Here is a 25,135-nt window from a genome sequence, read left to right as displayed (position 1 = left end):
CCGGCCGATCTCAGGCGAACGACAGCGCATCCGGGCCGAGGGGCGGTACCAGCCCCTCGGCCGCGGCGCGGGTCAGCAGTCCGCGGATCGCCGCGTAGCCGTCCTCGCCGAGGTCGGCGGTGAACTCGTTGACGTACAGCCCGATGTGCTGGTCCGCCACGGCCGGGTCCATCTCCTGCGCGTGCTCCAGCACGTAGGGCCGTGACGCCGCAGGGTCGTCCCAGGCCATCCGTACCGAGGTGCGCACCGACTCGGCGAGCAGCTTCAGCGTGTCCGCGCCCAGCGACCGCTTGGCGATGATCGCGCCGAGCGGGATCGGCAGCCCGGTCGTCTCCTCCCAGTGCCGGCCCATGTCCGCGAGGTTGTGCAGTCCGTAGTTCTGGTACGTGAAACGGGCCTCGTGGATGACGAGACCGGCGTCCACCTTCCCGTCACGCACGGCGGGCATGATCTCGTCGAACGGCATGACGACGATGTCGCCGACCCCGCCCGGCACCACTTCCGCCGCCCAGAGCCGGAACAGCAGATAAGCCGTGGAGCGCTCACTCGGCACGGCGACGGTCTTTCCCGTCAGATCCGTGCCCGCCTCCTTCGTGAGGACGAGCGGTCCGCAGCCCCGCCCCAGCGCTCCGCCGCACGGCAGCAGCGCGTACTCGTCGAGCACCCAGGGCAGCACCGCGTACGACACCTTGAGTACGTCGAGCTCACCGCGCTCGGCCATTTTGTTGGTGATGTCGATGTCGGCGAAGGTGACATCGAGGGCGGGCGCGCCGGGGACCCTTCCGTGCGCCCAGGCGTCGAAGACGAAGGTGTCGTTCGGGCACGGGGAGAAAGCGATGTGCAACGGATTCGACGGGTTACGAGTCGTTTCGTTCATGGTGGGTCCAACCTTCCAGTGCGGGGACGATCTTCCCGAATGCCCCGGTGAGTGCGGCCAGCGCGTCGCCGATGCGCCAGGCGTCCCGGTTGCGCGGGCCGACGGCGTTGGAGACCGCCCTCAGTTCCAGCACCGGTACGCCCGTCCGTTCGGCGGCCTCGGCGACACCGAAGCCCTCCATGGCCTCGGCGGCAGCCCGAGGGTGCGCGGACAGCAGGGCGGCGGCGCGCTCGGCGCTGCCGGTCACGGTCGAGACGGTGAGGATCTCGCCGGTGAGCGCGCCGGTGGCGGCGGCCACGTCGCGTACCTGCGCGGGCGGTGGCGTGAACCGGTCGCGGCCGAAGCCCAGACCGGTGACGGGCACGAAGCCCTCGGGGGTCTCGGCGCCCAGATCGGCGGCGACGATGCCGCTCGCGACGACGAGCGAGCCGACCGGGGCGAGGGACGCGAATCCGCCGCCGATCCCGGCCGAGACGACGAGGTCGTACGGCCCGGAGGCAAGGCCGAAAGCCGTCGAGGCGGCTGCGGCGGCCGGTCCGGCGCCGCCCGCCAGGACATCGACGACGACGGCGCCGCCGATGCCGGCCACGCGGTGGAGCCGAGCGCCCGGCACCTTGTGCACGGCCACCTCGGACACGTCCCCGAACGCACGCGTGACCGCGTCCCGTTCTGCTGGGACAGCGGTCACGACGAGCACACGCACGGGGCGAATCCTCCGAGGTCAGGAGGGGGAGGAACGGGGGTCAGGAGGTCTTCTTCAGCTCGAAGTGCCAGATGCCGGTGAGCTTCTTGCCCTTGGTCTCCACGATGCTGATCTGTGTCTTGTTGCTCGTGGTCTCGCCGGTCTGGCTGGAGAAGAAGGCGCTGCCCGGGATGGACCGGTAGGTCTTCTTGTACGGCTCCTGCTCGGCCTGCTGACCGTTGATGAACAGCGTCCAGCCGTTGTCCGCGATCTCCGGGTCGACGCCGAAGCGGACCTTGTCGTCCATCGCGACCTCGACGGACTTCTCCGCCTTCTTGTTGAGGCAGCTCTGGATTTCGGACTCCTTGAGGGCCTTGCCGTCGTTGTAGCAGGACGCCTCGGTGCTCACCGTGTCGCCGCCGACCGTTACGGTCGCGAGCGGCGTCGGCTTGTCGCAGGCGGAGAGGACAAGGAGTCCCGCGGACACGGCACCAAGAGCGACGCCGATTCGACGGCCCTTACCGGAGAAGAACGCAACGGTCATGGGCCGAAGGCTATCGGTCGCTCCGGCTCACGCCACGCGGGGGTGCGGCGAGCCGCGTCGCGCGGCGCTCAGCAGCCCCCGTACGGACGTGGCGGCGCCCAGGGTGAGGATGCCCGCGGCGACCGACATGCCCAGTACGCCGTTGAGGGGGAGGGCGATGCCGATGCCGCCGCCGATCACCCACGCCATCTGGAGCACGGTCTCGGACCGGGCGAACGCGGATGTCCGTACCTCCTCGGGCACGTCGCGCTGGATCATCGCGTCCAGCGAGAGCTTCGACAGGGCCTGGGTGAAGCCCGCCGTCGCGCTGAGCGCGGCGACCATGACGGTGCTGAAGAAGAGCGCGGCGAGCACGGCGACGCCCAGGGCCAGGGCCAGCACCGAGGCGACGATCACTTCGGGGCCGCGGGCCCGGAGCCAGGAGCCGACCGCCGTACCGAGCGCGTTGCCGACACCGGCCGCCACACCGACGATGCCGAGCGAGACGGCGGCGCTCTGCCCGGCGAGCGGGTGCTCGCGCAGCAGGAACGCCAGGAAGAAGATCAGGAAGCCGGAGAGCGCGCGGTGCGCGGTGTTGGCCTGGAGCCCGTTGAGCACGGACGGCCCCACGGACCGCAGCCCGGGCCGTTTCTCGCCCCGCTTCTCCCTGCCCCTCGCCCTTCCGTTGACCTTCCCGTTCCGCTTCACCTCGGGCCGGGGGGCCGTCACGCCGTATGGCGGCACCAGCTGGGCCTTCCGCTCACCCTTCGAGGAGTCGACCTTGTGCGGCAGCGTGAAGGCGAGGACGGTCCCCCCGATGAAGATCACGCACGCGCCGTACAGCGGCCAGGCGGACCCGATGGTGTGCAGCCCCGCCCCGATCGGGGCGGCGATCCCGGTCGCCAGGAGCCCGGCCAGGGTGACCCGGGAGTTCGCCTTCACCAGGGAGAAGCGGGGTGGCAGCAGACGCGGCACGACAGCGCTGCGTACGACTCCGTACGCCTTCGAGCAGACCAGGACGCCCAGCGCGGCCGGATACAGCTCCAGGCCGCCGGTGGCGACCGCGCCCGCCATGGTGAGCGCGAGCACCGCACGGGCCAGCATCGCACCGGCCATCGCGGCGCGGCGGCCGTGCGGAAGATGGTCCAGGAGCGGGCCGATCACGGGCGCGAGGAGGGTGAAGGGCGCCATGGTGACGGCGAGGTAGAGGGCGACGCGGCCGCGGGCCTCGTCCGTCGGTACGGAGAAGAACACCGTCGAGGCGAGCGCGATCGTGATCATCACATCGCCCGCGCCGTTCACGGCGTGCAGTTCGATCAGCTTGCCGAGCCCGGACTCCCCGGCGCCGTGGGCGTGCGTCGCCTTCCGGATTCCTCTCGCGGTGCCGGTGAACGGGGTGTGGAGGGCATGACCGATCGTCCGGCCCGTCCTGCGGAGCGGGCCGGAATCCTTGTGCGACCTGGTGGAAGTCACCTCGTCATAGTGCCCCAGTCACTGCGGTGACGAACCGGGATCGGCGCGGGGCACGGTGCACTCCGCCCTGTCGGGTCAGTGCTCCGCCCGGTCCGGGCACGGCCTGCCCGGACCGGGCCGGCCGGCAATTGTGACGGTTCCGAGGCGGACTTTGCACGGGACACGGCACCGGATACGGCCTTGATTGGGACGGGCAGGTGGGCGGGGGGCGGCGGAGAGGGTAGCGTGCGTAGCGCGCCACCGGCGGTTGTTCTCGGCCGCGCGCCTATCGGCGATCCCGCAGAATGGATAGCAGAAGGTGCGCCCGAGGCAGGCACAACGGGTGTGGACGTCGACGCGGCCCTCAGGTCCGCTCCGCCCACATCCGTCATGGCCGAATCGATGGATGTGCTGGCGCGCTCGTGAGACTGGCGTAGGAGAGAAGCGAGACCTGTGAGTGCTGCGACGACGCGAAGCCGTACGGCCCGTACCCCTGTTCCCGACCGTCTGTGCGCCGAGGCGGTAGACCTCGCCCGCGCGGCGGCCGAGGAAGCAGCCGCGCCGGGGGTCGTCGGTGAGCATGTGGCCGTGGTCTCCGAGGGGGACCGGATCGTCACGCACTTCTTCGAGTGCGAGGAGCCGGGCTACCGGGGCTGGCGCTGGGCGGTGACCGTCGCCCGGGCGTCCCGCGCGAAGAACGTCACCCTCGACGAGACGGTACTGCTGCCCGGCGGCGACGCGCTCCTCGCTCCGGAGTGGGTGCCGTGGAGCGAGCGGCTGCGTCCCGGGGACATGGGGCCCGGCGATCTGCTGCCCACCGAGGCGGACGACATCCGCCTGGAGCCCGGCTACACCGGCGAGGACGAGCCGCCGCCGAACTCCGCGGTCTCCGAGATGTCCCAGGAGATGGCCGACCTCGTCGACGCGGAGGACGCGGAGCTGACGACGCGCCCCGCGACGACGAGCCGGGGCTCGATCGCGGCGGTCGCGGAGGAGCTCGGTATGCGGCGGGCGCGGGTGCTGTCGCGCTACGGGCTGCATACGGCGGCCGACCGGTGGGACGAGGCGTTCGGCGCGAAGACGCCGATGGCTCAGGCGGCTCCGGCGTCCTGTGTCACCTGCGCGTTCCTGGTGCCGCTGGCGGGTTCGCTGAAGCAGGCGTTCGGGGTGTGCGCGAACGAGTTCGGTCCGGCGGACGGGCATGTGGTGTCGCTGTCGTACGGGTGCGGTGGGCATTCGGAGGCGGCGGTGATGCCGAAGCCGCCGAAGCCGGCGCCGCATGCGCTGGACACGATGCAGGTGGACGAGTATCCGTTGCGTCCGGCGCGGGACTCGGGCTCGGTCCCGGCGGAACCGGACGGCCCGACGGAGGACCTCGGCCACTCCTGAGCGGGGCCGGGGTTCCACCGGCACGCCCGGCCATCGAACCTGCGGGCCCGCCCCGCGAACCGGTTCCGTCCTCAATCGCCGGACGGGCTTGAGACGCGCCTGCGGGTCCGCCCGCCGAACCGCTTTGCCCTCAATCGCCGGACGGGCTCGATTTCGCACGCCCCAGCCCGTCCGGCGTTCGAGGACGGAACCGCAGCGGTGGTGCGCGGTGCGGCAGAATCCGGCCTTGCCGTGGGCAACCCCGCAGACACGACGCCCCGTCCGGCGAGAGGACCCGGTACCTTCAGGCGCACACTGGCGGCACGGGCAACGCGTAACCGGAAAGAGCGGAGTCAGAGCGTGAGCATGAATGCGACCGAGGGGGCCGACCCGTTCGGGACCGCACGGCTGCGACGCGGCGTGCTCGACTCCTGGGGCGCCGGCCCTGCCAGATTCCGCGAGGACGCCAACGCCGAGGAGGATCTCGCGCTCGGCGGCTACCGCGACCGCCTCGTCGTCGAGCTGGCCCAGAACGCCGCCGACGCCGCCGCCCGCGCACAGGTCCCCGGCCGGCTCCGCCTCACCCTGCACCCGGCGACCGCGGACGCCCCCGCCGCACTCGCCGCCGCCAACACCGGCGCCCCGCTCGACGCCACCGGCGTGGAGTCGCTCTCCACCCTGCGTGCCTCCGCCAAGCGCGAGGGCCACGAGGGGGCCGTCGGCAGGTTCGGCGTCGGGTTCGCCGCCGTGCTCGCGGTGAGCGACGAGCCCGCCGTCGTCGGCCGGCACGGCGGTGTCCGCTGGTCCCTCGCCGAGGCCCGCGACCTCGCCGCAAGGGCGGCCTTCGCCAGCCCGGGCCTCGGCGACGAGCTCCGCCGTCGCGACGGCCACGTACCCCTGCTGCGACTCCCGCTGCCCGCCGAGGGCACCGCACCCGACGGGTACGACACCGTCGTCGTCCTCCCACTGCGCGACGGCGGTGCGGAGGACCTCGTGGTCCGGCTGCTCGACGCGGTCGACGACGCGCTCCTGCTCACCCTGCGCGGCCTCGACGAGATCGTGATCGAAACCCCGGACACCGTACGGACGTTGCGCCGGTCGCAGCACGGCCCGTACACCCACGTCGAGGACTCCGCGCACGGTACGCACCGCTGGCGCACCGTCACCCGGCACGGCCCCGTCGAGCCCGCTCTGCTGGCCGACCGGCCCCGCGAGGAACGGCTGCGCCCGCACTGGTCGGTCACCTGGGCGGTGCCGGTGGACACGGAGGGCGCTCCCGCACGCCCCCGCACCGTCCCCGTCGTCCACGCTCCGACCCCCACCGACGAACCCCTCGGTATCCCCGCGCTGCTCATCGCGTCGCTGCCGCTCGACACCACCCGCCGCCACTTCGCACCGGGACCGCTCACCGACTTCCTGGTGCAGCGCGCGGCCGATGCGTACGCCGAGCTGCTCGCCGACTGGCAGCCGGTGTCCATCGACACCATCGACCTCGTCCCCGGACCGCTCGGCAAGGGCGAACTGGACGGCGCCCTGCGCGGCGCGATCCTGGAGCGGCTGCCGCGCGTCGCGTTCCTGGAGCCTGCCGCCCCGCGCGACGCCACCACCGAAACGGACCGGTGGGACACCTGGGACGCGCAGGCGGACGGCATCCGCGAGACGGCCACCACCGCGCTGCGCCCCATCGAGGCCGAGGTGCTGGAAGGCGTGGGCGCCGAGACCGTACGGGTGCTCGCCGAGGTCTTGCCGTGCCTGCTGCCCGCCGGACTGGAGCGCCGCAGCGAACTGCGCACCCTCGGCATCGCCCGCGTCCCGCTGACCGAGGCGATCGACCGTCTCGCCGGTCTGGAGCGCGACCCCGGCTGGTGGCGGCGGTTGTACGACAGCCTGTCCGGCATCGACCCGGACCGTCTCTCCGGCCTGCCCGTCCCGCTCGCCGGTACAGCGGAAGCACAGGACGCCGAGACCCCGACCGCCCCCCGCACCGCCATCGGCCCCCGCCAGGTCCTTCTCCCGTTCCCCGACGCGCTCACCGGCCCCGTCCTGGGCCGCCTCGCCCGGCTCGGGCTGAAGGTCGCGCACCCGGACGCCGCGCATCCGCTGCTGGAGAAGCTGGGCGCCCTGCCCGCCACGCCCCGCGCCGTGCTGACGACCCCGCAGGTGCGGGCAGCCGTCGCCGGATCGCTGGACGCGGGCGAGATCTGGGACGAGGACGCGCTGGACGCCGAAGAGCTCGCAGAGACCGTCCTCACCCTTGTGCGGGACGCGGAACTGGCACCGGGTGACGAGCCCTGGCTCGGCGCGCTCGCCCTTCCCGACGAGGACGGTGAACCCGCGCCCGCCGGTGAACTCGTGCTGCCCGGAAGTCCGTTCGCGGCCATCATGCGGGAGGGTGAACTGGCGCTCTGCGACCAGGAAGTGACCGACCGTTGGGGCGATCAGCCGCTCACGGCCTGTGGGGTGCTCGCCACCTTCGCCCTCGTACGGGCCACCGATGTCGTCCTGGATCCGGACGAACTGGAGCCCCGCGAAGGCGACTTCGCCGAGCCCGACGACGCCGGGCTGCTCGACGCCGTGGACGTGTGGTGCGAGGACATCCTCGATCAGCTGCCCGACACACCCGTGCCACCGGTCGCCACCGAACTCGTCGCCGTTCGCGACCTCGACCTCGTCGACGACGACGCCTGGCCGCAGGCGCTCGCCCTGCTCGCCCAGCCGCCGTTGCGCGACGCGCTGACCCAGCCGGTGCGGGTGCTGCTGCCCGACGGTACGACGCAGTCCGTCCGCCCCTACACGGCCTGGTGGCTGCGCGACCACCCCGTGCTCGACGGCCGCCGCCCGGCCGGTCTGCGGTCTGCGGGCGGCGACCCGCGGCTGGCCGGACTGTACGACTCCGCCGACGCGACCGGCTTCGACGACGCCCAGGTGCTGCGTGCCCTCGGCGTACGGACGTCCGTGACCGCCCTCCTCGACGAGCCGGGCGGCGCCGCCGAACTCCTCGGCCGGCTCGCGGACGGGAACCGTGTGGTCGGCCCCGTACAACTGCACTCCCTGTACACGGCCCTGGCCGACCTCGACCCCGAACAGGTCACGCTGCCCGACGAATTGCGGGCCGTGGTCGACGGCGAGGTCCGGGTGGTCGACGCGGCGGACGCCGTGATCGCGGACGCCCCGGATCTGCTGCCGCTCGCCGGAGGACTCCCGCTGCTCCCGGTCACCCCGACACGCGCCGCCGATCTGGCCGAGCTGTTCCAGGTGCGCAGGCTCGGCGAGAGCGTCGAGGCGGAGGTGACGACGGAGGGCGAGGAGCACCAAGTGCCGGATTCGGTACGGGTCCTGCTCGGCGCCGGAACCCCGGACGCGTACATCGAGCACGGCGAACTGCGCGCGGGCGGCGTCGAACTGGACTGGCGCCACACCCTCGACGGGACCGTGCACGCCGCCACGCTGGAAGGCGTCGCTGCGGGCCTGGCCTGGGCGGCGGGGCAGTGGCCGCGCCGCTTCGAGGTCGCGGCACTGCTGGAGGACCCGTCCCGTACGGAGGAACTGGCCCGGGACCGCTGGTTCGACTGACCGGCCGGAGCGGGTCCGAAGCGCATCCGTGCCGGAACGCGGGGCGAATGCGCAAGAAATCCCCAACAGGCGCACAACCGTTCACATGTCCCGATGGTCTCTCCTGTGAAGCCATCAGGCTTCACAGACGATCTTGGGCCTGTGGGCGGACGACCTCCGCGGGCCCCCTTCTCCTGTTGGGGAATGAACATGCGCATTCGTGCCACCGTGGCCGCCGTAACCGGCGCCCTGGCTCTCTCCGCCCTTGTCATTCCGTCGGCGGCTCAGGCCGACGACGCGCACCGCTCGACCGTCGGCGACGTCGCGCGTGCCGCTCAGTCCACCACCGCTGCCGGCTCCGGCGCCAAGTCCGGTGCGCGCTCCCTCGCGGCCGAGAGCGCCCCCGGTCAGCTCGACCTCACCTTCTCCAAGTTCACGGTGAACGGCGGCAAGCCGATCGCCGTGGGCACCACCGCCACGAAGACCGTGCCGACCACGTTCACCGTGACGCACGCCGCCGATGTGAACATCTTCGCCTCGGACTTCGCGCTCGATGTCTCGCTCTACCGCGGCTCGTTCAACGATCCGACGAACGAGCTCTACGGCGATGCCGACCCCACCTGCAAGACCGTCTCCTCCACGGTCGCCACCTGCAAGGGCCAGATCGCCATCTCGCCGCAGTACGACCTGATCGGCAACGCCGACGCCACGACGTGGAAGGCGATGGGCTTCGCCGTCGACTTCAACGGCCAGGACCCGATGAACCCCGACGTCAGCAAGATCGGCTTCGCGCTGCAGGACGGCCTGGGCACCACCCGTGTGCAGCGGCTGTCGAAGCTGACGGTCGACGCCGCTCCGGAGCCCGTGAAGAAGGGCAAGACGATCACGGTCACCGGCAAGCTGTCGCGTGCGAGCTTCGACGACCTGAAGTACCACGGCTACGCCACGCAGCCGGTGAAGCTCCAGTTCCGCAAGAAGGGCAGCTCCACGTACACCACGGTCAAGACGATCAAGACGAACAGCACGGGCAACCTGAAGACGACCGTCAAGGCGTCGGTCGACGGTTACTGGCGTTACAGCTTCGGCGGTACGTCCACCACCCCGGCCGTCTCGGCCGCGGGTGACTTCGTCGACGTGAAGTAATTTCCGTCGCGCCACATGCACCACCGCGGGCCGTGCCGGGGACGGTTTCCGTCCCCGGGCACGTCCCTCCGCGTGGGTCGCCGCGTTTCTCACTGCGGGACGACACACAAGAACTCCACTTTGCGTACAACCCTTCACATGCGTAAGAGGTCTGGTCTTTCGAGTCAGCAGACTCTCAGACCCAACGAGCCCCGCCCGGGTCGCACCACGTACCCGCGGGGCCCCTTTCTCCACTGGGGAAACATATGCGCATTCGTGCCACTGTTGCTGCCGTCTCCGGCGCCCTGGCCCTGTCCGCTCTTGCCGTTCCGGCCGCCCAGGCGGGCGACCACTCTGCTGCGAACCTGCACAAGCCGACGTCGGGTGCCGAGGTCTTCGGCACCGCCGCCAAGGGATCGTCGAAGGCCGCCGCGGCCACCCGCGCGGCCACGGCGGAACCCGTCATCTCCAAGGTCGTCGTCAACGGCGGCAAGGACATCGTCCTGGGCACCACCGCCTCGAAGACGATCTCCGTCTCGGTCACCGCGTCGCACGCGTCCGGTGTCGTCGACGCCTACGCCGACCTGTGGCACGGCACGGACCCGTCCTCCCAGAACACCATCGACGGGGCCATCCTGCCGAACGAGGACGCGGCGAAGTGCACCAAGGTCAACGCGACGACCTCGACCTGCAAGCTGACCTTCACGGTCTACCCGCGCTACGACCTGTACAAGAACTCCCTGGCCGGCACCTGGCACGTCTCCGCGGCTGCGCAGGCCGGTAACGAGACCGACATCGCCTACACCGACTTCTACAGCACCGCCCGCGTGCAGCGGCTGTCGAAGCTGACGGTGAACGCGGCTCCGGAGCCCGTGAAGAAGGGCAAGACGATCACGGTCACCGGGAAGCTCTCGCGGGCCAACTGGGAGACCTTCAAGTACCAGGGCTACACCGGCCAGCCGGTGAAGCTCCAGTTCCGCAAGAAGACGAGCTCCACGTACACCACGGTCAAGACGATCAAGACGAACAGCACGGGCAACCTGAAGACCACGGTCAAGGCGTCGGTCGACGGTTACTGGCGCTACAGCTTCGCCGGTACGTCCACCACCCCGGCCGTCACGACCGCGGGCGACTTCGTCGACGTGAAGTAGTTCTTCCGTACGCAACAGACACCACCGCGCACCACTCCGGGCCGTGTCCGGGGACGTCTCCCGTCCTCCCGGGCACGGCCCGTTCAGCAGACTGGAGAGGCTCATGCGTATCCGTGCCACAGTGGCCGCTGCTTCCGGTGCTCTCGTTCTGTCCGCGCTGACCGCGCCGGCCGCTCACGCGGGCGAGGCCGTGAAGCCCGCCTCCCCGCTCCCCGTCATTTCGAAGGTCTCCGTCAACGGCGGCAAGGACACCGTCCTGGGGACGACGGCCCCGAAGACGATCACCCTCTCGGTCACCGCCTCGCACGCCTCCGGCATCGTCGACGGCTGGGTGCTCCTGTGGCACGGGACCGACTCGGACGAGGGCATGGACGGCGCGCTGGTGCCCGCAGGGGGTGCGACCTGCAGGAATGCGAGCGTCGCCACCACCGTCACCTGCTCGCTCACCCTCACGATCGACCCGAGGACCGATCTGCCGAAGAACAAGCTCGCGGGCTCCTGGCACGTTCTCGCGGGTGTGGCCGCCAAGGACGGAAGCAGCACGTCCTACGACTCCTACACCACCGCCCGTGTGCAGCGGCTGTCGAAGCTGACGGTGAACGCGGCTCCGGAGCCCGTGAAGAAGGGCAGGACGATCACGGTCACCGGGAAGCTGTCGCGGGCGAACTGGGAGGACCACGCGTACCACGGCTACACCGGGCAGCCGGTGAAGCTCCAGTTCCGCAAGAAGAGCAGCTCCACGTACACCACGGTCAGGACGGTCAGGACGAACAGCACGGGCAACCTGAAGACCACGGTCAAGGCGTCGGTCGACGGTTACTGGCGCTACAGCTTCGCCGGTACGTCCACCACCCCGGCCGTCACGACCGCGGGCGACTTCGTCGACGTGAAGTAGCCCGCGTGCGGCGCAGCGCAGGAACTACGCCGGGAAGCGGCGACCGACCAGCCGCCAGGCGAATTCCAGGCCGGCCGCCGCCACCACCGCGATTCCCACCGCGGTCCACGGCATCGCCGCTCCCACCAGCTTCAGCGCGAAGAAGTTCTGCAGCCACGGCACCACCAGCACGATCAGGAACGCCAGCCCCATCGCCGCCACCAGGCAGATCCGCCACCAGGTGTACGGACGGGCGATGATCGCCAGGACCCACATCGAAATCAGGAACAGCGTGAGCGTGGCCACGCTGGTCTCCGCGTCCAGCGCACCCGTACCGGAGTAGTAGTGCCGGGCGACCATGTACGTCACGAAGGTGGCGACGGCCGCGATGATGCCCGACGGGATCGCGTACCGCATGACGCGGCGCACGAAGTGCGGATGGGCCCGTTCCTTGTTGGGGGCGAGGGCCAGGAAGAACGCCGGGACGCCGATCGTCAGGGTCGACAGCAGTGTCAGATGGCGCGGCAGGAACGGGTAGTCGACCTGGAAGCAGACCACCAGGACCGCCAGCAGCACCGAGTAGACGGTCTTGGTCAGGAACAGGGTGGCGACCCGGGTGATGTTGCCGATCACCCGACGGCCCTCGGCGACGACGGACGGCAGCGTCGCGAAGCTGTTGTCGAGCAGCACGATCTGGGCGACGGCCCGGGTCGCCTCGGAGCCCGAACCCATGGAGACGCCGATGTCGGCGTCCTTCAGCGCCAGCACGTCGTTGACGCCGTCGCCGGTCATCGCGACGGTGTGACCGCGGGACTGGAGTGCGCCGACCATGTCCCGCTTCTGCTGCGGGGTGACCCGGCCGAAGACCGCGTTCTCCTCCATGGCCGTGGCCATTTCGTCCGGGTCGGTGGGCAGCCTGCGCGCGTCCAGGGTGTTCTCGGCGCCCGGCAGGCCGAGCTTTCCGGCGACCGCGCCGACGGAGACCGCGTTGTCACCGGAGATGACCTTCGCGGCGACCCGCTGGTCGGCGAAGTAGGCCAGCGTCTCCCCGGCGTCCGCCCGCAGCCGCTGTTCCAGGACGACCAGTGCGCTCGGTACGGCTCCGACGGCGATGTCCGGCCCTTCGAGCTCGCCCTGCGCGCGGGCCAGCAGCAGCACCCGCAGCCCCTGTTCATTGAGCTGCTCGATCTCGGCGAGCGCCGGGTCCTGCTCGGGCAGCAGCACATCGGGCGCGCCCAGGAGCCAGGCCGACGCCCGGCCGCCGCCCTCGTCGAACGCGGCGCCGCTGTACTTGCGGGCCGAGGAGAACGGCAGTGACTGCGTGCAACGCCACACCTCCCCGTCGGGGTAGGCGTCGACGATGGCCTGCAGGCTGGCGTTGGGCCGGGGGTCGGACGCGCCGAGGGCACCCAGCACGCGCTGTATGTACGTGTCGTCCGCACCGGCCAGCGCCCTGACCTCGGTGACGTCCATGCCGCCCTCGGTGAGGGTGCCGGTCTTGTCCAGGCAGACGACGTCGACGCGGGCCAGCCCCTCGATGGCGGGGAGCTCCTGCACCAGGCACTGTTTGCGGCCGAGCCGTACGACACCGATCGCGAAGGCGACCGAGGTGAGCAGCACCAGGCCTTCCGGGATCATCGGGACGATGCCGCCGACGGTCCGGGCGACCGACCCCTTGATGTCGTTGTTGTTGACGACGAGCTGGCTGATGACCAGGCCGATCGCGGTCGGCACCATCATCCAGGTGACGTACTTGAGGATGGTGGAGATGCCGGTGCGCAGCTCGGACTGGACGAGGGTGAAGCGGGACGCCTCCTCGGCGAGCTGTGCGGCGTAGGCCTCGCGGCCGACCTTGGTGGCGGCGAACGAGCCGCCGCCCGCGACGACGAAGCTGCCGGACATCACGAGGTCGCCGGGCTGCTTCAGCACCGGGTCGGCCTCGCCGGTGAGCAGCGATTCGTCGATCTCCAGGCTGTCGGCCTCGGCGACCGTGCCGTCCACGACGACCTTGTCGCCGGGGCCCAGCTCGACGAGATCGCCGAGGACGATCTCGGAGGTGGAGATCTCGGCCGAGACCCCGTCGCGCCGCACCGTGGGTTTGGCCTCGCCGATGACCGCGAGGCTGTCGAGGGTCTTCTTGGCCCGCCACTCCTGGACGATGCCGATGCCGGTGTTGGCGATGATCACGAAGCCGAAGAGGCTGTCCTGGATCGGCGCGACGAACAGCATGATCAGCCAGAGCACGCCGATGATCAGGTTGAACCGGGTGAAGACGTTCGCGCGGACGATCTCGCGGACGGAACGGGACGAGCGGACGGGTACGTCGTTGACCTCGCCGCGGGCGATCCGCTCGGCCACCTCGGCCGCGGTCAGCCCGCGGGTGCTCACGGCCGGGGCCGGCAGTTTCATCGGGTGGACCGGGTCGAGCTCGGACCCGGCGTCGATCATGGCCGGTCCGGGGAGGCCGGAAATGCCGGATGCCCCGGGGGTCTGCTCGCCGAAGGAGTGGGGTGCCCGCTGCGTCATGGTTCCGACGGTACGGGTGGATCGCCCGATTCGGCCAACGGGGGTCCGAAGATCAGACCGGAGGAGGAGGGGGATGGTCCTGCGGTGGTACAGAGGCCCTGATGCCGGGCGGCGTCGGACGGTGCCGGGCGGCGGCACCCGAGGCGTCGGACGGTTTCACTCCGTGGCGCCCGACGTGCCCTCCGTGTCCGTCCCGGCGCTCGGCGCGGAGGCCCCGGAAGCCGCAGCCGCCCGCTTGATCGCCGCGTCGCGCCCCCGTACGTACCAGATACCGATCAGGCCGAGCCCCGCACCGGCCAGACAGGTCCACACCCACCACAGGTGCCCGTGGTCGTCGAACCAGCCGTAGAACGGCAGCTGGACCAGGAAGAGGACGAACCAGAGGATCGTGCCGCCGGTGATGGTGGCGACGACGGGCCCCTCCAGGGGCTCGGGTGCCTCGTGCTTCGGTGTCCACTTCGCCATGACCTCAGTGTATGGGCCCACCTGCGGCCCCCTCCCGTACCCCGTAAAGACGGCATGCGTAAAGGCCGGCAGGTCAGTCCGCTCAAGGGTCTACGCGCGGAGATAGCGATCTTCGCCTTATGTATTCATACTGAATCTGCTTACGGCTGACTCGAATTATTCGTGTAAAAGTCCAAAGCTGACCACTTTTAACCCCCCCTCTACGTACGACTGAGGTCATACATGTCCCCCTCGGCCACCGCTTCGGTCGACTCCAAGCAGTCTCCGGCTCCTCAGCCGCACAACGGCCTGGATCGTTTCTTCAAGATCTCCGAGCGGGGGTCGTCGGTTGCCCGCGAGATTCGCGGCGGATTCGCCACGTTCTTCGCAATGGCGTACATCATCGTGCTGAACCCGATCATTCTCGGTAGCGCGAAGGACATGTACGGGCACCAGCTCAACGGGGGGCAGCTGGTCACCGCCACCGTGCTGACCGCCGCGTTCTCCACGCTCCTGATGGGCGTCATCGGCAATGTGCCGATCGCGCTGGCCGCCGGCCTCGGCGTCAACACCGTCGTGGCCCTCCAGCTCGCCCCCAGGATGAGCTGGCCGGACGCGATGGGCATGGTCGTCCTCGCGGGCATCGTGGTCATGCTGCTGGTCGCGACCGGGCTTCGCGAACGCGTGATGCACGCCGTACCGAAGTCGCTCCGCAAGGGCATCGCGATCGGTATCGGTCTTTTCATCCTGCTGATCGGCCTGGTCGACTCGGGCTTCGTCTCCCGTATCCCGGACGCCGCGCACACCACCGTGCCGCTCCAGCTCGGCAGCGACGGTCACCTCAACGGCTGGCCGGTTCTGGTCTTCATCCTCGGCGCGCTGCTCACCCTCGCGCTGATCGTCCGCAAGGTGCCGGGCGCGATCCTGATCTCCATCGTCGCGATGACGGTCGTCGCGATGATCATCGACGCGGTCGCCGGCCTGCCGGGCGAGGCATGGGGTCTGACCGTCCCGCAGTGGCCGGGCAACCCGGTCGCCACCCCGGACTTCGGGCTGATCGGCAAGGTCAGTCTGTTCGGCGGCTTCAGCAAGGTCGGTGTGCTCACCGGCATTCTGTTCGTCTTCACCGTGCTGCTGTCCTGCTTCTTCGACGCGATGGGCACCATCCTCGGTGTCGGCGACGAGGCGAAGCTGACGGACAAGGACGGCAACTTCCCCGGCATCAACAAGGTGCTGTTCGTCGACGGCATCGCGGTCGCCGCGGGCGGCGCGAGCTCCGCCTCGGCGGGCACCTGCTTCGTGGAGTCCACGGCGGGTGTCGGTGAAGGCGCCCGCACCGGCTTCGCCAGCATCGTGACGGGTCTGCTGTTCACGGTGGCGCTGTTCCTGACGCCGCTGGCGACCATGGTCCCGTCGCAGGCGGCCACCCCGGCGCTGCTGGCGGTCGGCTTCCTGATCATCTCGGGTTCGGTGCGGGACATCGACTGGAGCGACTACACGCTCGCCATCCCGGCCTTCCTGGCCATGCTGATGATGCCGTTCACGTACTCGATCACCAACGGCATCGGCATCGGCTTCATCGCCTTCTCCGTGCTGCGGGTCGTGGCCGGGCGCTGGCGCGAGGTGCCGGCGGCCATGTACGTGGTGTCGGCGGTCTTCGTCTTCTACTACGCGATGCCGGCCCTCGGCCTCACGTGACCTCTTCCGCCCTGATCCCTGCGGTCCCTTCCGAACCGTAGAACCTCTCCGTCTCGTCGACGGCCGCCTTGAAGCGCTCGTCGAAGTCATCGCGAATGAGCGTCCGGACGACATAGTCCTGGACGCTCATTCCGCGTTTGGCGGCATGCTGCCTGAGCCGGTCGAGCAGCTCACCGTCTATCCGCAGGCTGAGCACAGTCGATCCCATGGCATGCAGGGTTACGGCCCACGAGGTCGTTCGGCGTCACTTTCCGGATCCGACTCACTCGTTCGGGTGATCGATTGGGTGATGTGGCTCTCGCGCGTGTAACACGAATGGTCTTTAGGGTAGGTAATGAGTTACGCTAATAAACATGCCTGACCTGATCCACGACGGCGACAGTGCGGCCGCCGTGAGCTCCCTTCGCTCCGCCGTGATGCTGCTCGGCCGACGCCTGAAGCACCAGCGTGTCGACGAGTCGCTGAGCCCCACCGAGATGTCGGTGCTCGGCACGCTCGCCCGCTGCGGTTCGGCCACGCCCGGTGAGCTGGCCCGCAAGGAGCATGTGCAGCCTCCGTCGATGACTCGCATCGTCGCGCTGCTGGAAGCCAAGGGACTGGTCAGACTGGAGCCGCACCCCGATGACCGTCGCCAGAAGATGGTCAGCCAGACCGAACAGGCGGAAGCCATGCTCGAAGAGAGCCGCTCCAAGCGGAACGCCTGGCTGACCACCCTCGCCGAGGGCCTGGACGAGGACGAGTGGGAGACGCTGCGCAAGGCGGCGCCCGTGCTGGAGAAGCTCGCCCACCTGTAGCGGGGCCGGCCGCGCCGGACCACAGCCGGCGCACCGCCGGCACCGCCGCATCCCGTCAGTCAGCGAAATGTATACGCCCGAGGAGGCGAACCCTTTTGAGTACGGGATCCGGAGCAGACTCCGCCCCCGCACCGACTTCCACCCACGAGAGCAAGCCCGGCGGGACCTTCTCGTCGCTGAAGATCCGTAACTACCGCCTGTTCGCCACGGGCGCCGTGATCTCCAACACCGGTACCTGGATGTCCCGCATCACGCAGGACTGGCTCGTCCTGAGCCTCACCGGGTCCGCTGCCGCCGTCGGCATCACCACGGCCCTCCAGTTTCTTCCGATGCTTCTCTTCGGCCTGTACGGCGGCGTCATCGCCGACCGTCTCCCGAAGCGGAAGCTTCTTCTCGTCAGCCAGGCGGCTCTCGGCCTGTGCGGGATCGCCCTCGCGGTGCTCACGCTCTCCGGTGTCGTCCAGGTGTGGCACGTCTACCTCATCGCGTTCCTGCTCGGCATGGTGACGGTCGTCGACAACCCGGCCCGCCAGTCGTTCGTCTCCGAGATGGTGGGCCCCGCCCAGCTGCGGAACGCGGTCAGTCTCAACTCGGCGAACTTCCAGTCCGCCCGGCTCATCGGCCCCGCCGTCGCAGGTGTCCTGATCACCACGGTCGGCAGCGGCTGGGCCTTCATGTTCAACGGTCTGTCCTTCGCGGCCCCACTGGTCGGCCTGATGCTGATGCGTACGAGTGAGCTGCACAAGGCCACCGTCGTGCCGCGCGCCAAGGGGCAGCTGCGGGAGGGCCTGCGCTATGTCTCCGGCCGCCCCGAGCTGATCTGGCCGATCGTCCTGGTCGGCTTCGTCGGCACGTTCGGGTTCAACTTCCCGATCTGGCTCACGGCCTTCGCGGACGAGATCTTCCACGGCGGCGCCGGGATGTACTCGTTCTTCAACATCCTCATGGCGGCCGGCTCCCTCGCCGGCGCCCTGCTCGCCGCCCGTCGCCGCTCCTCAAGGCTGCGGATGCTGGTGGCCGCGGGCACGGCGTTCGGTCTGCTGGAGATCGTCGCGGCGCTGTCGCCGTCCGTCTGGCTCTTCGCGATCCTGCTGGTCCCGATCGGCATGATCGGTCTGACGACCAACATCAGCGCGAACACGAGCGTCCAGATGGCCGCCGACCCGGCGATGCGCGGCCGGGTCATGAGCCTGTACATGATGGTCTTCGCCGGTGGTACGCCGGTGGGCGCCCCGATCGTCGGCTGGGTCAGCGACGCCTACGGGGTCCGTACGGGCATGGTGGTCGGCGGTGCGTTCTCACTGGTGGCCGCACTGGGCGTCGGTTTCATGCTGGCTCGCGTGGGCGGCCTCCGCCTCAAGGTCGACCTCCGGCCGGGCCGCCCGCACGTGCGGTTCGTCCCGCGCGAAGAGCTGGCTACGGCGGCCTGAGGGCCATGTCCGCAGGGCATGGAAGGCGGCGCGGCCCCGACCGGGGAATCCGGTCGGGGCCGCGGCATGTACCGGATGGGTCAGTCGCGGGGGAACTCGCGGGTGTGCAGGACGAGGCCCACCGGGGTGTCGGTGAGGTCGATATCCGTGCCGAACAGCACGGTCAGCTTGGATCCGTACACACCGTTCGCGGCGCTCCGGAAGACGTGACACTCGCCGCTGTACGGGTCGGCGATCAGATAGACCGGAACGCCTGCCGCGGCGTACGCGTCCTTCTTCGGCCCGTAGTCGTTCACCGCGGTGCCTTTCGAGATCACCTCGGCCACGAACTCCACACCCTCGAACAGCCAGTTTCCCTTGCTGTCCTTCGGGGCGTCCTCCCTCAGCGCCAGCACGTCCGCCGCGAACCCGTTGAGATGCCCGGGGAAGTCGACGCGCACATCGGACTTCAGACGCCGGCGCGAATACGTGCCACGAAGCTGCTCGAAGATGTCGGCGATGATGTCCCAGTGGGTGTCCCGCTGCGGCGACATGAAGATGTTTCCCCCGACGATCTCGGTCTTGATTCCCTCGGGGACGGGCATCTTCTCGAGCCACTCGAACATTGAGTCCAGAGTCCGCTCGTCGCTCTCTTCGGCCATCTCGATCCTGTCGGTCTCTACGACGGTCACCGTGGCGCTCCTCCCCGCTGCCGCACGCGCGGGCAGCCGCGTAGTACAACGATACGCACGGAGACGAAGACACGCCGTTACGGTGCGACACTCTGCCCATGAGCCGTCTCAGACTCTTTGTCGCCGTGTCGCCGCCCGACCGCGCAATCCAGGAACTGCGCCGTGCCGTCGACCCGCTGCGCGCGCTCCCCGGTGCCGGGAAACTGCGCTGGACCGGTACGCCCAGCTGGCACTTCACGCTCGCGTTCCTCGGGTCCGTGGACGAGGAGGTGCTGCCCGAGCTGCGTGCGCGCCTCGAACGGGCGGCTCGCCGTACCGAGCCCTTCCCGTTGCACATCCACGGCGCCGGCCGGTTCGGCGGGCGGGCGCTGTGGGCGGGGGCCGCGGGTGGGATCGACACGTTGCGGTTCCTCGCCGAACGCGCGGATGCCGCCGCCCGTCGCGCCGGCATCCCGATGGAGGAGCACCGCCGCTACAGCGCGCACCTCACCCTCGCCCGCAGCCGTACCGAGGCCGACCTGCGCCCCTTCGTCGAGGCTCTCGGGGGCTTCGAGGGCACCCCGTGGGAGGTCGGTGAGCTCGCCCTCGTACGCAGCAATCTGCCGGTCGCCGGGGTGCGGGGCGAGCAGCCGCGGTACGAGGTGATCGCATCCTGGTCGCTGGGTCACTGAGACGGGCGGTTACGCTCGAAGGGTGGACCCGAAGACCAGAAACCGCATCATGGCCGCCGTACTCGTGCTGATGTTCGTCGTCGTCGCCGTGGCAGCCGCCGTCGGAGCGTGACGTCAGCGGCCGTGCCCCGGGCGGCCGATCCGGACGACGATCGCCGGCCGGGTGAAGAAGCCCATGACCGCGGCAAGGGCTCCGGCGACCACCAGGAGCGGTGCGAACCGGCCCATGCGCGCGAGCCCGGACCCGTCGCGTCCGACGCGCACCCCGCCGTCTCAGGCGTTGACGGCCAGCGCCGTCTCCTTGGCGAACGCCTCCGGGTTGTCCAGCATGATGTTGTGCCCGCACTCCGGGACCGCCACGACCCGTACCCCGTTCTCGATCAGCGATTCCTCGCCGGGCAGCGGCCCGTTGTCCCGGGGGCGCAGATACGTACGCGGAATCTTCAGGTCCAGCAGTAGCTCGCGCATCGTCGGCGTCGTTCCGCGGGCGAGATGCACCGCGGTGCGGTGCAGTGCCTCGGGACCCGCGAGGCGCATGGTCGCCCACCAGTGGGGCCCCACCCGGTCGCGCACTTCCTCCAGGCCGCCGGCCAGGAACTCCTCCTCCGTGTACCGGGCGAGGCCGCTGCTGCCCGGCCGGGCCGGGTCGGGGACGACCGGGTCCAGATTGGCGTCGACCAGCACCAGCCGGGCCACCAGCTGCGGGTGGCGTGCCGCGAGCACGATGGCCACCGCGCCGCCCATGCTGTGCGCGACCACGTCGCAGTCGTACGCGTCGGCCGCCTTCAGCGCCGCCGCCACCGCGTCGGCGTGCTCTTCCAGGGTGTAGCCGAAGTCCGTGGGGCGGTCGCTGATTCCGAAGCCGAGCAGGTCCATGAGCAGCGACCGGCTGTCGGCCAGCAGGGGATGCACGGCGCTCGCGGTGAAGTACGGGCCGGACGAGGCTCCGAGCCCGTGCAGATAGACCCGGGTACGGGACGTGCCGGGGCGGCCGGGGAGCTCCACCCACCGGATGCGCGCACCTTCGGCCGTCACCTGAGCGTTCTGCATGTTTCCTCCTCCTTGTCCCACAACCGATAACCTCGGCGAGACTATACATCGGCGTCGATGTATAACGCCATGGGGGAGGATGCTTGCATGCTGGAACTGGCCATCCTGGGATTTCTGTACGAACAGCCGCTGCACGGCTACGAGCTGAAGCGTCGGGTCGCCCACCTCACCGGACACGTCCGCCCCATCGCGGACGGCACGCTGTACCCGGCGATCAAGCGCCTGGAGCGAGCCGGATGGCTGGAGCGCCGGACGGAGCCAGGCAGCAGGGCTGCCCCCCGCCACACGCTGACCCTGACCGAGCAGGGGCGCGAGGAGCTGCGGCGCCGATTGCGGGAGGCCGACGAGACGGACATCAGTGACGAGAACCGCTGGTTCACCGTCCTCGCCTTCCTGCGCCATCTGGCGTCCCCGGCCGAGCAGGCGGAGGTGCTGCGGCGCCGGCTCGCGTTCCTGGAGGAGCCGAGCAGCTTCTTCTACGAGGGCGAGCAGCCGCTCGGCGCCGAGACGTTCGAGGACCCGTTCCGGCAGGGTCTGCTGAGGATCGCCCGCGCGACCAGCCAGGCGGAGCTGGGCTGGCTCGGGGAGACGCTCAAGGAACTCGACGCCTCGCTCTGACGCGGACACACAACGGGCCGCCGTCGCCCTCGCCCCCGAACGGGGACGGGGCAGCGGCGGCCCGTACGTATCGGACGGACAGTCCGTCAGACCGTCCTCACCAGGCGAACGCCTCCGGCGACGGCCCCGGACCCGGGAAGATCTCGTCCAGCGACGCCAGCACCTCCGCGGAGAGTTCCAGCTCAAGCGCCCGCAGCGCCGAGTCCAGCTGCTCCTGGTTGCGCGGTCCGACGATCGGCCCCGTCACCCCCGGCTGCGCGAGCAGCCACGCCAGGCCGACCTCGCCCGGTTCCAGGCCGTACTTGTCGAGCAGGTCCTCGTACGCCTGGATCTTCTCGCGCTGCGCCGAGTTCTGCAGCGCGTCCGCGCTGCGGCCGGAGGCCGAACGCCCTGCCGTGCCCTCGCGCTCCTTCTTCAGCACGCCACCCAGCAGTCCGCCGTGCAGCGGAGACCACGGAATGACGCCGAGGCCGTACTCCTGGGCGGCCGGGATGACCTCCATCTCGGCGCGGCGCTCCATGAGGTTGTAGATGCACTGCTCGCTGACCAGGCCCAACGAGCCGCGCCGGGCGGCCAGTTCATTGGCCTGGGCGATCTTGTAACCGGCGAAGTTCGACGAACCCGCGTAGAGGATCTTGCCCTGCTGGACCAGGACGTCGATCGCCTGCCAGATCTCCTCGAAGGGGGTGTTCCGGTCGACGTGGTGGAACTGGTAGAGGTCGATGTAGTCCGTCTGGAGCCGCTTCAGCGACGCGTCGACCGAGCGCCGGATGTTCACGGCGGAGAGCTTGTCGTGGTTGGGCCAGGCCTCGCCGTCGGCGGCCATGTTCCCGTACATCTTGGTGGCCAGGACCACCTTGTCGCGGCGTTCGCCGCCCTTGGCGAACCAGGTGCCGATGATCTCCTCGGTGCGGCCCTTGTTCTCGCCCCAGCCGTATACGTTCGCGGTGTCGAAGAAATTCAGGCCGGTGTCCAGCGCCGCGTCCATGATGGTGTGGCTGTCGACCTCATTGGTCTGCGGGCCGAAGTTCATGGTGCCGAGGACGAGACGGCTGACTTTGAGTCCGGTGCGTCCGAGCTGCGTGTACTCCATGGGCACCAAGCCAACGCCTTCGAGTCCGCTCGAAGCAAGGGTGATCCCGAACGCGCCCTGCCCCCGGCGGAGTGCCGGGGGCAGGGCGTCATGCGAATGTCTTGCGCGGCCGAATGCCTCAGGCGGTCACTTCAGGTACACGATGCCGTCGGTGGTGACCGCCGGCCGGCCCGATGTGGCCACGACGACAATCTTGACGGTGTGCTTGGCGCTGCTCGACCAGCTCTTCGTCCACAGCGCGTCGCGGTACTTGGTGGTGCTGGACTTCAGGTCCACCGTGGACACCTTCACGCCGTCCACATAGACGTACACCTGGCCGGAGGTGGCAGCCCTGGAGGCCACCAGGGCGACCGAGCGACCGGTGAACGTCCAGCTCAGGCTCGCGTTCTTGGACGAGCTGGAGTACGACTTGCCGCCGAGGTAGCTGGACGAGGACTTCGTCGTCCACGTGCCCGTCTTCGTCGCCGAGCTCTCCTGGACGATGACCGGTGTGCCGGAGACCGATGCGGCGGCGGTGTTGCCCGCCTGGTCGTACGCGGTCATGGCCCAGCTGGTCGCCACACCCGACTTCGCGGTGTGCGAGGCGCTGGTCGTCGTCGGGCCGTACGTCTTGGCGACCGGGGCGGTGAGCCTGACCTCCTTGAGCGCAGCGGCGTCGGTGGCCTTCCACTTCAGGGTGAGCGGGACGGCTGTGGTGTTCACCGTGCCGGTGCGCAGGTCCAGGCTCGGCTTGGTGGTGAAGGCGGGCGCCGTCTGGTCGGCGACCACGGTGGCCGCGGCGGACGAGGCGACCTTGCCCGACTGGTGGGTGGCGCGGACCTGGACCTGGTGGCTGCCGACGGCGAGCGTGGCCTTGGCGGAGGTGGCGGTGCCCGCGGTGGTCGCGACGACCTTGCCGTCGACCAGCAGCTCGTACTTGGAGATGAACGCGCTCGGGGTGCTCGCCGACCAGCCCACGGTGACCGCGGACTTGGTGTAGTACGTCGTGCCCGAGAGCCCGGCGCCGGTCACCGACTTGATGGCCAGTCCGGTGACGGGGCCCGCGGCGAGGCTGCGGATCGCGGGCAGCTGCCCGTACAGCTTCAGGCCGGGGCACTGGGTGTTGAAGCCGTCGCGGTGGCCGGAGATCTGGTTGAAGGTGTACTTCGTACCGGCGGTGAAGGCCTTCCCGAAGTTGTTGCCACCCGTGGCGCCCGCGGTGAGCGTCGTGGTGCCCGCCGGGTCGCCCTTGTACTGGCCGAGCTTCCACGCGGCGATCCGGGCCACCGAGGTGGTCACCGCGCTCGGGGCGGCCGAGTCCGTGTACGTGCCGATGACTGCGACGCCGGCCGTCTGCCGGTTGAAGCCGTAGGTGTGCGCGCCGAAGACCGGCCGGTCCACCCCGCCCTTACGGCCCTCGAAGATCGTCCCGCACTTGTCGACCAGGAAGTTGTAGCCGATGTCCTTCCAGCCCTCGCTCTTGATGTGGTACGCGTACACGCTGCGCACGACGGCCGCGGAGTCGGCACACGAGTAGGTGTTGGTCCCGGCGGTGTGGTGGACGAAGACCGCCTTGACGGTGTCCGTGTACTCCGGCGCCTCCGGGCTCATCGACTCGTCGGCGCCCCAGCCCGCACGCGAGGTGATGGGCGGCTTGGGCGCGGTCGAGGGCGGTGCGGGCGGCAGAGTATCGGTCGGGGACGCACTCGCGGACGCCGAGGGGCTCGGGTTCACCGGGGGAGCGGGTTTCGCCGTGGCCGGGTCGGAAGGGCTCGGTGACGCCGGGTCGGACGGTATGACCTCGGCGGGCGGTTCCGTGCTGTCACTCGGCGCGGGCGGCTCGGTTGCGGCCGGGTCCGACGGGTCGGCGGAGGGGTCGGTCGTGGCATCGGCCGCGGGGATGTCGGCGGCGAATGCGGCCGGGGCCGCGTTCAGGGTGCCGCTCCGGCCCGGGTCCACGGTGTCCAGCCGCAGCCCCGCGGGCAGCTTCGCGGAGACCTTGCCGCCCGCGTTGATCCGTACCTCGACACCGTTGGAGGGGCCCACCCAGCGCGGCTCGGTGCTCCCTCGTACGCCGGACCGGCCGGTCTCCGTACGTCCGTCGACATCGGTTTCGAGCGGCAGCCAGGACGTCCAGTTCCCGTTGGCGGCGGACCTGGTCCGTACCTCCACGGCCCCGGTGACCTTGGCCGCCGGGTCGGTCCAGGTGATGCCCAGCATGCTGAACGGCTTGGTGTCCCGCTTGCCGAGGGTGGCCGAGGTGCCGTCGCCGTCGACCTTCAACGCGGTCGCGTGCACGTCGGTCTTGGTCGGGCCGGACTTGGCGTCGGCGTCCACCGAGGAGTTGCCCGTCACCCCCTCGAAGACCAGGACGCCCGTCACGGCGGACGTGGCCAGGGCAGCCGTGATCCAGATTCTTTTCTTCGATCTCAAGTCGTACCCCACGGATGGTTTCGGACATCGGCTTCGTCAGGCGCTGCGTCCGGCGACAGCACTGGCTCATGACGAGACCAGTGGGGGGTACGAGTGCTACCACGCATGCAGCGGAGACACAGCTTGC

21 protein-coding genes are annotated in these 25,135 nt (G+C 70.0%); 10 read left to right on the top strand and 11 right to left on the bottom strand.

Annotation, left to right across the window (positions count from 1 at the left end):
* Window positions 1-10: 10 nt before the first annotated feature.
* From OG609_RS17940 to OG609_RS17925, 4 genes are read right to left on the bottom strand one after another with little or no spacing between them, the layout of a single operon-like run.
* Window positions 11-877, bottom strand: coding sequence for a 1,4-dihydroxy-6-naphthoate synthase (locus OG609_RS17940; RefSeq protein WP_327273754.1), 867 nt, complete (start codon window positions 875-877; stop codon window positions 11-13).
* Entirely contained in the window at window positions 858-1,580 is a 723-nt protein-coding gene (locus OG609_RS17935; protein ID WP_327273753.1) for a futalosine hydrolase, read from the bottom strand. Before OG609_RS17935 ends, OG609_RS17940 begins: the two co-directional genes overlap by 20 nt.
* A gap of 40 nt (window positions 1,581-1,620) precedes the next feature.
* Window positions 1,621-2,103: a DUF2771 domain-containing protein gene (locus OG609_RS17930; RefSeq protein WP_327273752.1), complete on the bottom strand. Its 483-nt coding sequence runs from the start codon at window positions 2,101-2,103 to the stop codon at window positions 1,621-1,623.
* A gap of 27 nt (window positions 2,104-2,130) precedes the next feature.
* Window positions 2,131-3,555, bottom strand: a complete 1,425-nt coding sequence (locus tag OG609_RS17925; RefSeq protein ID WP_327273751.1) for an MFS transporter — start codon at window positions 3,553-3,555, stop codon at window positions 2,131-2,133.
* A 432-nt stretch (window positions 3,556-3,987) separates the two neighbouring features.
* Here OG609_RS17925 and OG609_RS17920 point away from each other — a divergent pair, with 432 nt between their 5' ends.
* The 5 genes from OG609_RS17920 to OG609_RS17900 all read left to right on the top strand — a co-directional run bounded on the left by OG609_RS17920 (window position 3,988) and on the right by OG609_RS17900 (window position 11,622).
* The gene (locus OG609_RS17920) at window positions 3,988-4,923 is read left to right on the top strand and encodes a DUF3027 domain-containing protein (RefSeq protein WP_327273750.1); all 936 of its coding nucleotides are present in this window, start codon (window positions 3,988-3,990) and stop codon (window positions 4,921-4,923) included.
* Window positions 4,924-5,268: 345 nt separating this feature from the next.
* Window positions 5,269-8,475, top strand: coding sequence for a sacsin N-terminal ATP-binding-like domain-containing protein (locus OG609_RS17915; RefSeq protein WP_327278095.1), 3,207 nt, complete (start codon window positions 5,269-5,271; stop codon window positions 8,473-8,475).
* 189 nt (window positions 8,476-8,664) lie between these two features.
* Complete coding sequence (locus OG609_RS17910) at window positions 8,665-9,597, top strand: hypothetical protein (protein WP_327273749.1); 933 nt, start codon at window positions 8,665-8,667, stop codon at window positions 9,595-9,597.
* Window positions 9,598-9,842: 245 nt separating this feature from the next.
* Window positions 9,843-10,727: a DUF5707 domain-containing protein gene (locus tag OG609_RS17905; protein ID WP_327273748.1), complete on the top strand. Its 885-nt coding sequence runs from the start codon at window positions 9,843-9,845 to the stop codon at window positions 10,725-10,727.
* Between the two features lie 103 nt (window positions 10,728-10,830).
* Window positions 10,831-11,622, top strand: coding sequence for a calcium-binding protein (locus OG609_RS17900; protein ID WP_327273747.1), 792 nt, complete (start codon window positions 10,831-10,833; stop codon window positions 11,620-11,622).
* A gap of 24 nt (window positions 11,623-11,646) precedes the next feature.
* On the opposite strand, the gene OG609_RS17895 is transcribed toward OG609_RS17900, so the two are convergent.
* Window positions 11,647-14,127 carry an HAD-IC family P-type ATPase gene (locus OG609_RS17895; RefSeq protein WP_327273746.1) on the bottom strand — a complete coding sequence of 827 codons (2,481 nt, stop codon included), beginning with the start codon at window positions 14,125-14,127 and terminating at the stop codon, window positions 11,647-11,649.
* Between the two features lie 156 nt (window positions 14,128-14,283).
* Window positions 14,284-14,592 (bottom strand): DUF2530 domain-containing protein, encoded by a 309-nt coding sequence (locus tag OG609_RS17890; protein ID WP_327273745.1) that lies wholly within the window; start codon window positions 14,590-14,592, stop codon window positions 14,284-14,286.
* A gap of 222 nt (window positions 14,593-14,814) precedes the next feature.
* On the opposite strand from OG609_RS17890, the gene OG609_RS17885 reads away from it, so the two are divergent.
* On the top strand, window positions 14,815-16,269 hold the full coding sequence (locus OG609_RS17885) for an NCS2 family permease (RefSeq protein WP_327273744.1): 1,455 nt from the start codon (window positions 14,815-14,817) through the stop codon (window positions 16,267-16,269).
* Here OG609_RS17885 and OG609_RS17880 read toward each other — a convergent pair.
* Complete coding sequence (locus tag OG609_RS17880; protein WP_327273743.1) at window positions 16,262-16,477, bottom strand: ribbon-helix-helix protein, CopG family; 216 nt, start codon at window positions 16,475-16,477, stop codon at window positions 16,262-16,264. The genes OG609_RS17885 and OG609_RS17880 overlap by 8 nt on opposite strands.
* Before the next feature lie 145 nt (window positions 16,478-16,622).
* On the opposite strand from OG609_RS17880, the gene OG609_RS17875 reads away from it, so the two are divergent.
* Entirely contained in the window at window positions 16,623-17,063 is a 441-nt protein-coding gene (locus OG609_RS17875) for a MarR family winged helix-turn-helix transcriptional regulator (protein WP_327273742.1), read from the top strand.
* Between the two features lie 95 nt (window positions 17,064-17,158).
* Window positions 17,159-18,493: an MFS transporter gene (locus OG609_RS17870; RefSeq protein ID WP_327273741.1), complete on the top strand. Its 1,335-nt coding sequence runs from the start codon at window positions 17,159-17,161 to the stop codon at window positions 18,491-18,493.
* Between the two features lie 80 nt (window positions 18,494-18,573).
* Here the strand turns inward: OG609_RS17870 and OG609_RS17865 are convergent, their stop codons facing one another.
* The gene (locus OG609_RS17865) at window positions 18,574-19,164 is read right to left on the bottom strand and encodes a Uma2 family endonuclease (RefSeq protein ID WP_327273740.1); all 591 of its coding nucleotides are present in this window, start codon (window positions 19,162-19,164) and stop codon (window positions 18,574-18,576) included.
* Window positions 19,165-19,262: 98 nt separating this feature from the next.
* Between OG609_RS17865 and thpR the strand changes: the two genes are divergently transcribed.
* The gene (gene thpR, locus OG609_RS17860) at window positions 19,263-19,835 is read left to right on the top strand and encodes an RNA 2',3'-cyclic phosphodiesterase (RefSeq protein ID WP_327273739.1); all 573 of its coding nucleotides are present in this window, start codon (window positions 19,263-19,265) and stop codon (window positions 19,833-19,835) included.
* A 273-nt stretch (window positions 19,836-20,108) separates the two neighbouring features.
* On the opposite strand, the gene OG609_RS17855 is transcribed toward thpR, so the two are convergent.
* A complete protein-coding gene (locus OG609_RS17855) occupies window positions 20,109-20,885 on the bottom strand; it encodes an alpha/beta fold hydrolase (RefSeq protein WP_327273738.1) in 777 nt (258 codons plus the stop codon).
* A gap of 87 nt (window positions 20,886-20,972) precedes the next feature.
* Here OG609_RS17855 and OG609_RS17850 point away from each other — a divergent pair, with 87 nt between their 5' ends.
* Window positions 20,973-21,503 carry a PadR family transcriptional regulator gene (locus OG609_RS17850; RefSeq protein WP_327273737.1) on the top strand — a complete coding sequence of 177 codons (531 nt, stop codon included), beginning with the start codon at window positions 20,973-20,975 and terminating at the stop codon, window positions 21,501-21,503.
* A 97-nt stretch (window positions 21,504-21,600) separates the two neighbouring features.
* Here OG609_RS17850 and OG609_RS17845 read toward each other — a convergent pair whose 3' ends face one another.
* Both OG609_RS17845 and OG609_RS17840 read right to left on the bottom strand, forming a co-directional pair.
* On the bottom strand, window positions 21,601-22,596 hold the full coding sequence (locus tag OG609_RS17845) for an aldo/keto reductase (RefSeq protein WP_327273736.1): 996 nt from the start codon (window positions 22,594-22,596) through the stop codon (window positions 21,601-21,603).
* Between the two features lie 126 nt (window positions 22,597-22,722).
* Window positions 22,723-25,008, bottom strand: coding sequence for a peptidoglycan recognition protein family protein (locus OG609_RS17840; RefSeq protein WP_327273735.1), 2,286 nt, complete (start codon window positions 25,006-25,008; stop codon window positions 22,723-22,725).
* Window positions 25,009-25,135: the final 127 nt, after the last annotated feature.

The organism is Streptomyces sp. NBC_01224 (assembly GCF_036002945.1).
Lineage (GTDB): Bacteria > Actinomycetota > Actinomycetes > Streptomycetales > Streptomycetaceae > Streptomyces.
This window is presented reverse-complemented; position numbering and strand designations above follow the sequence as displayed.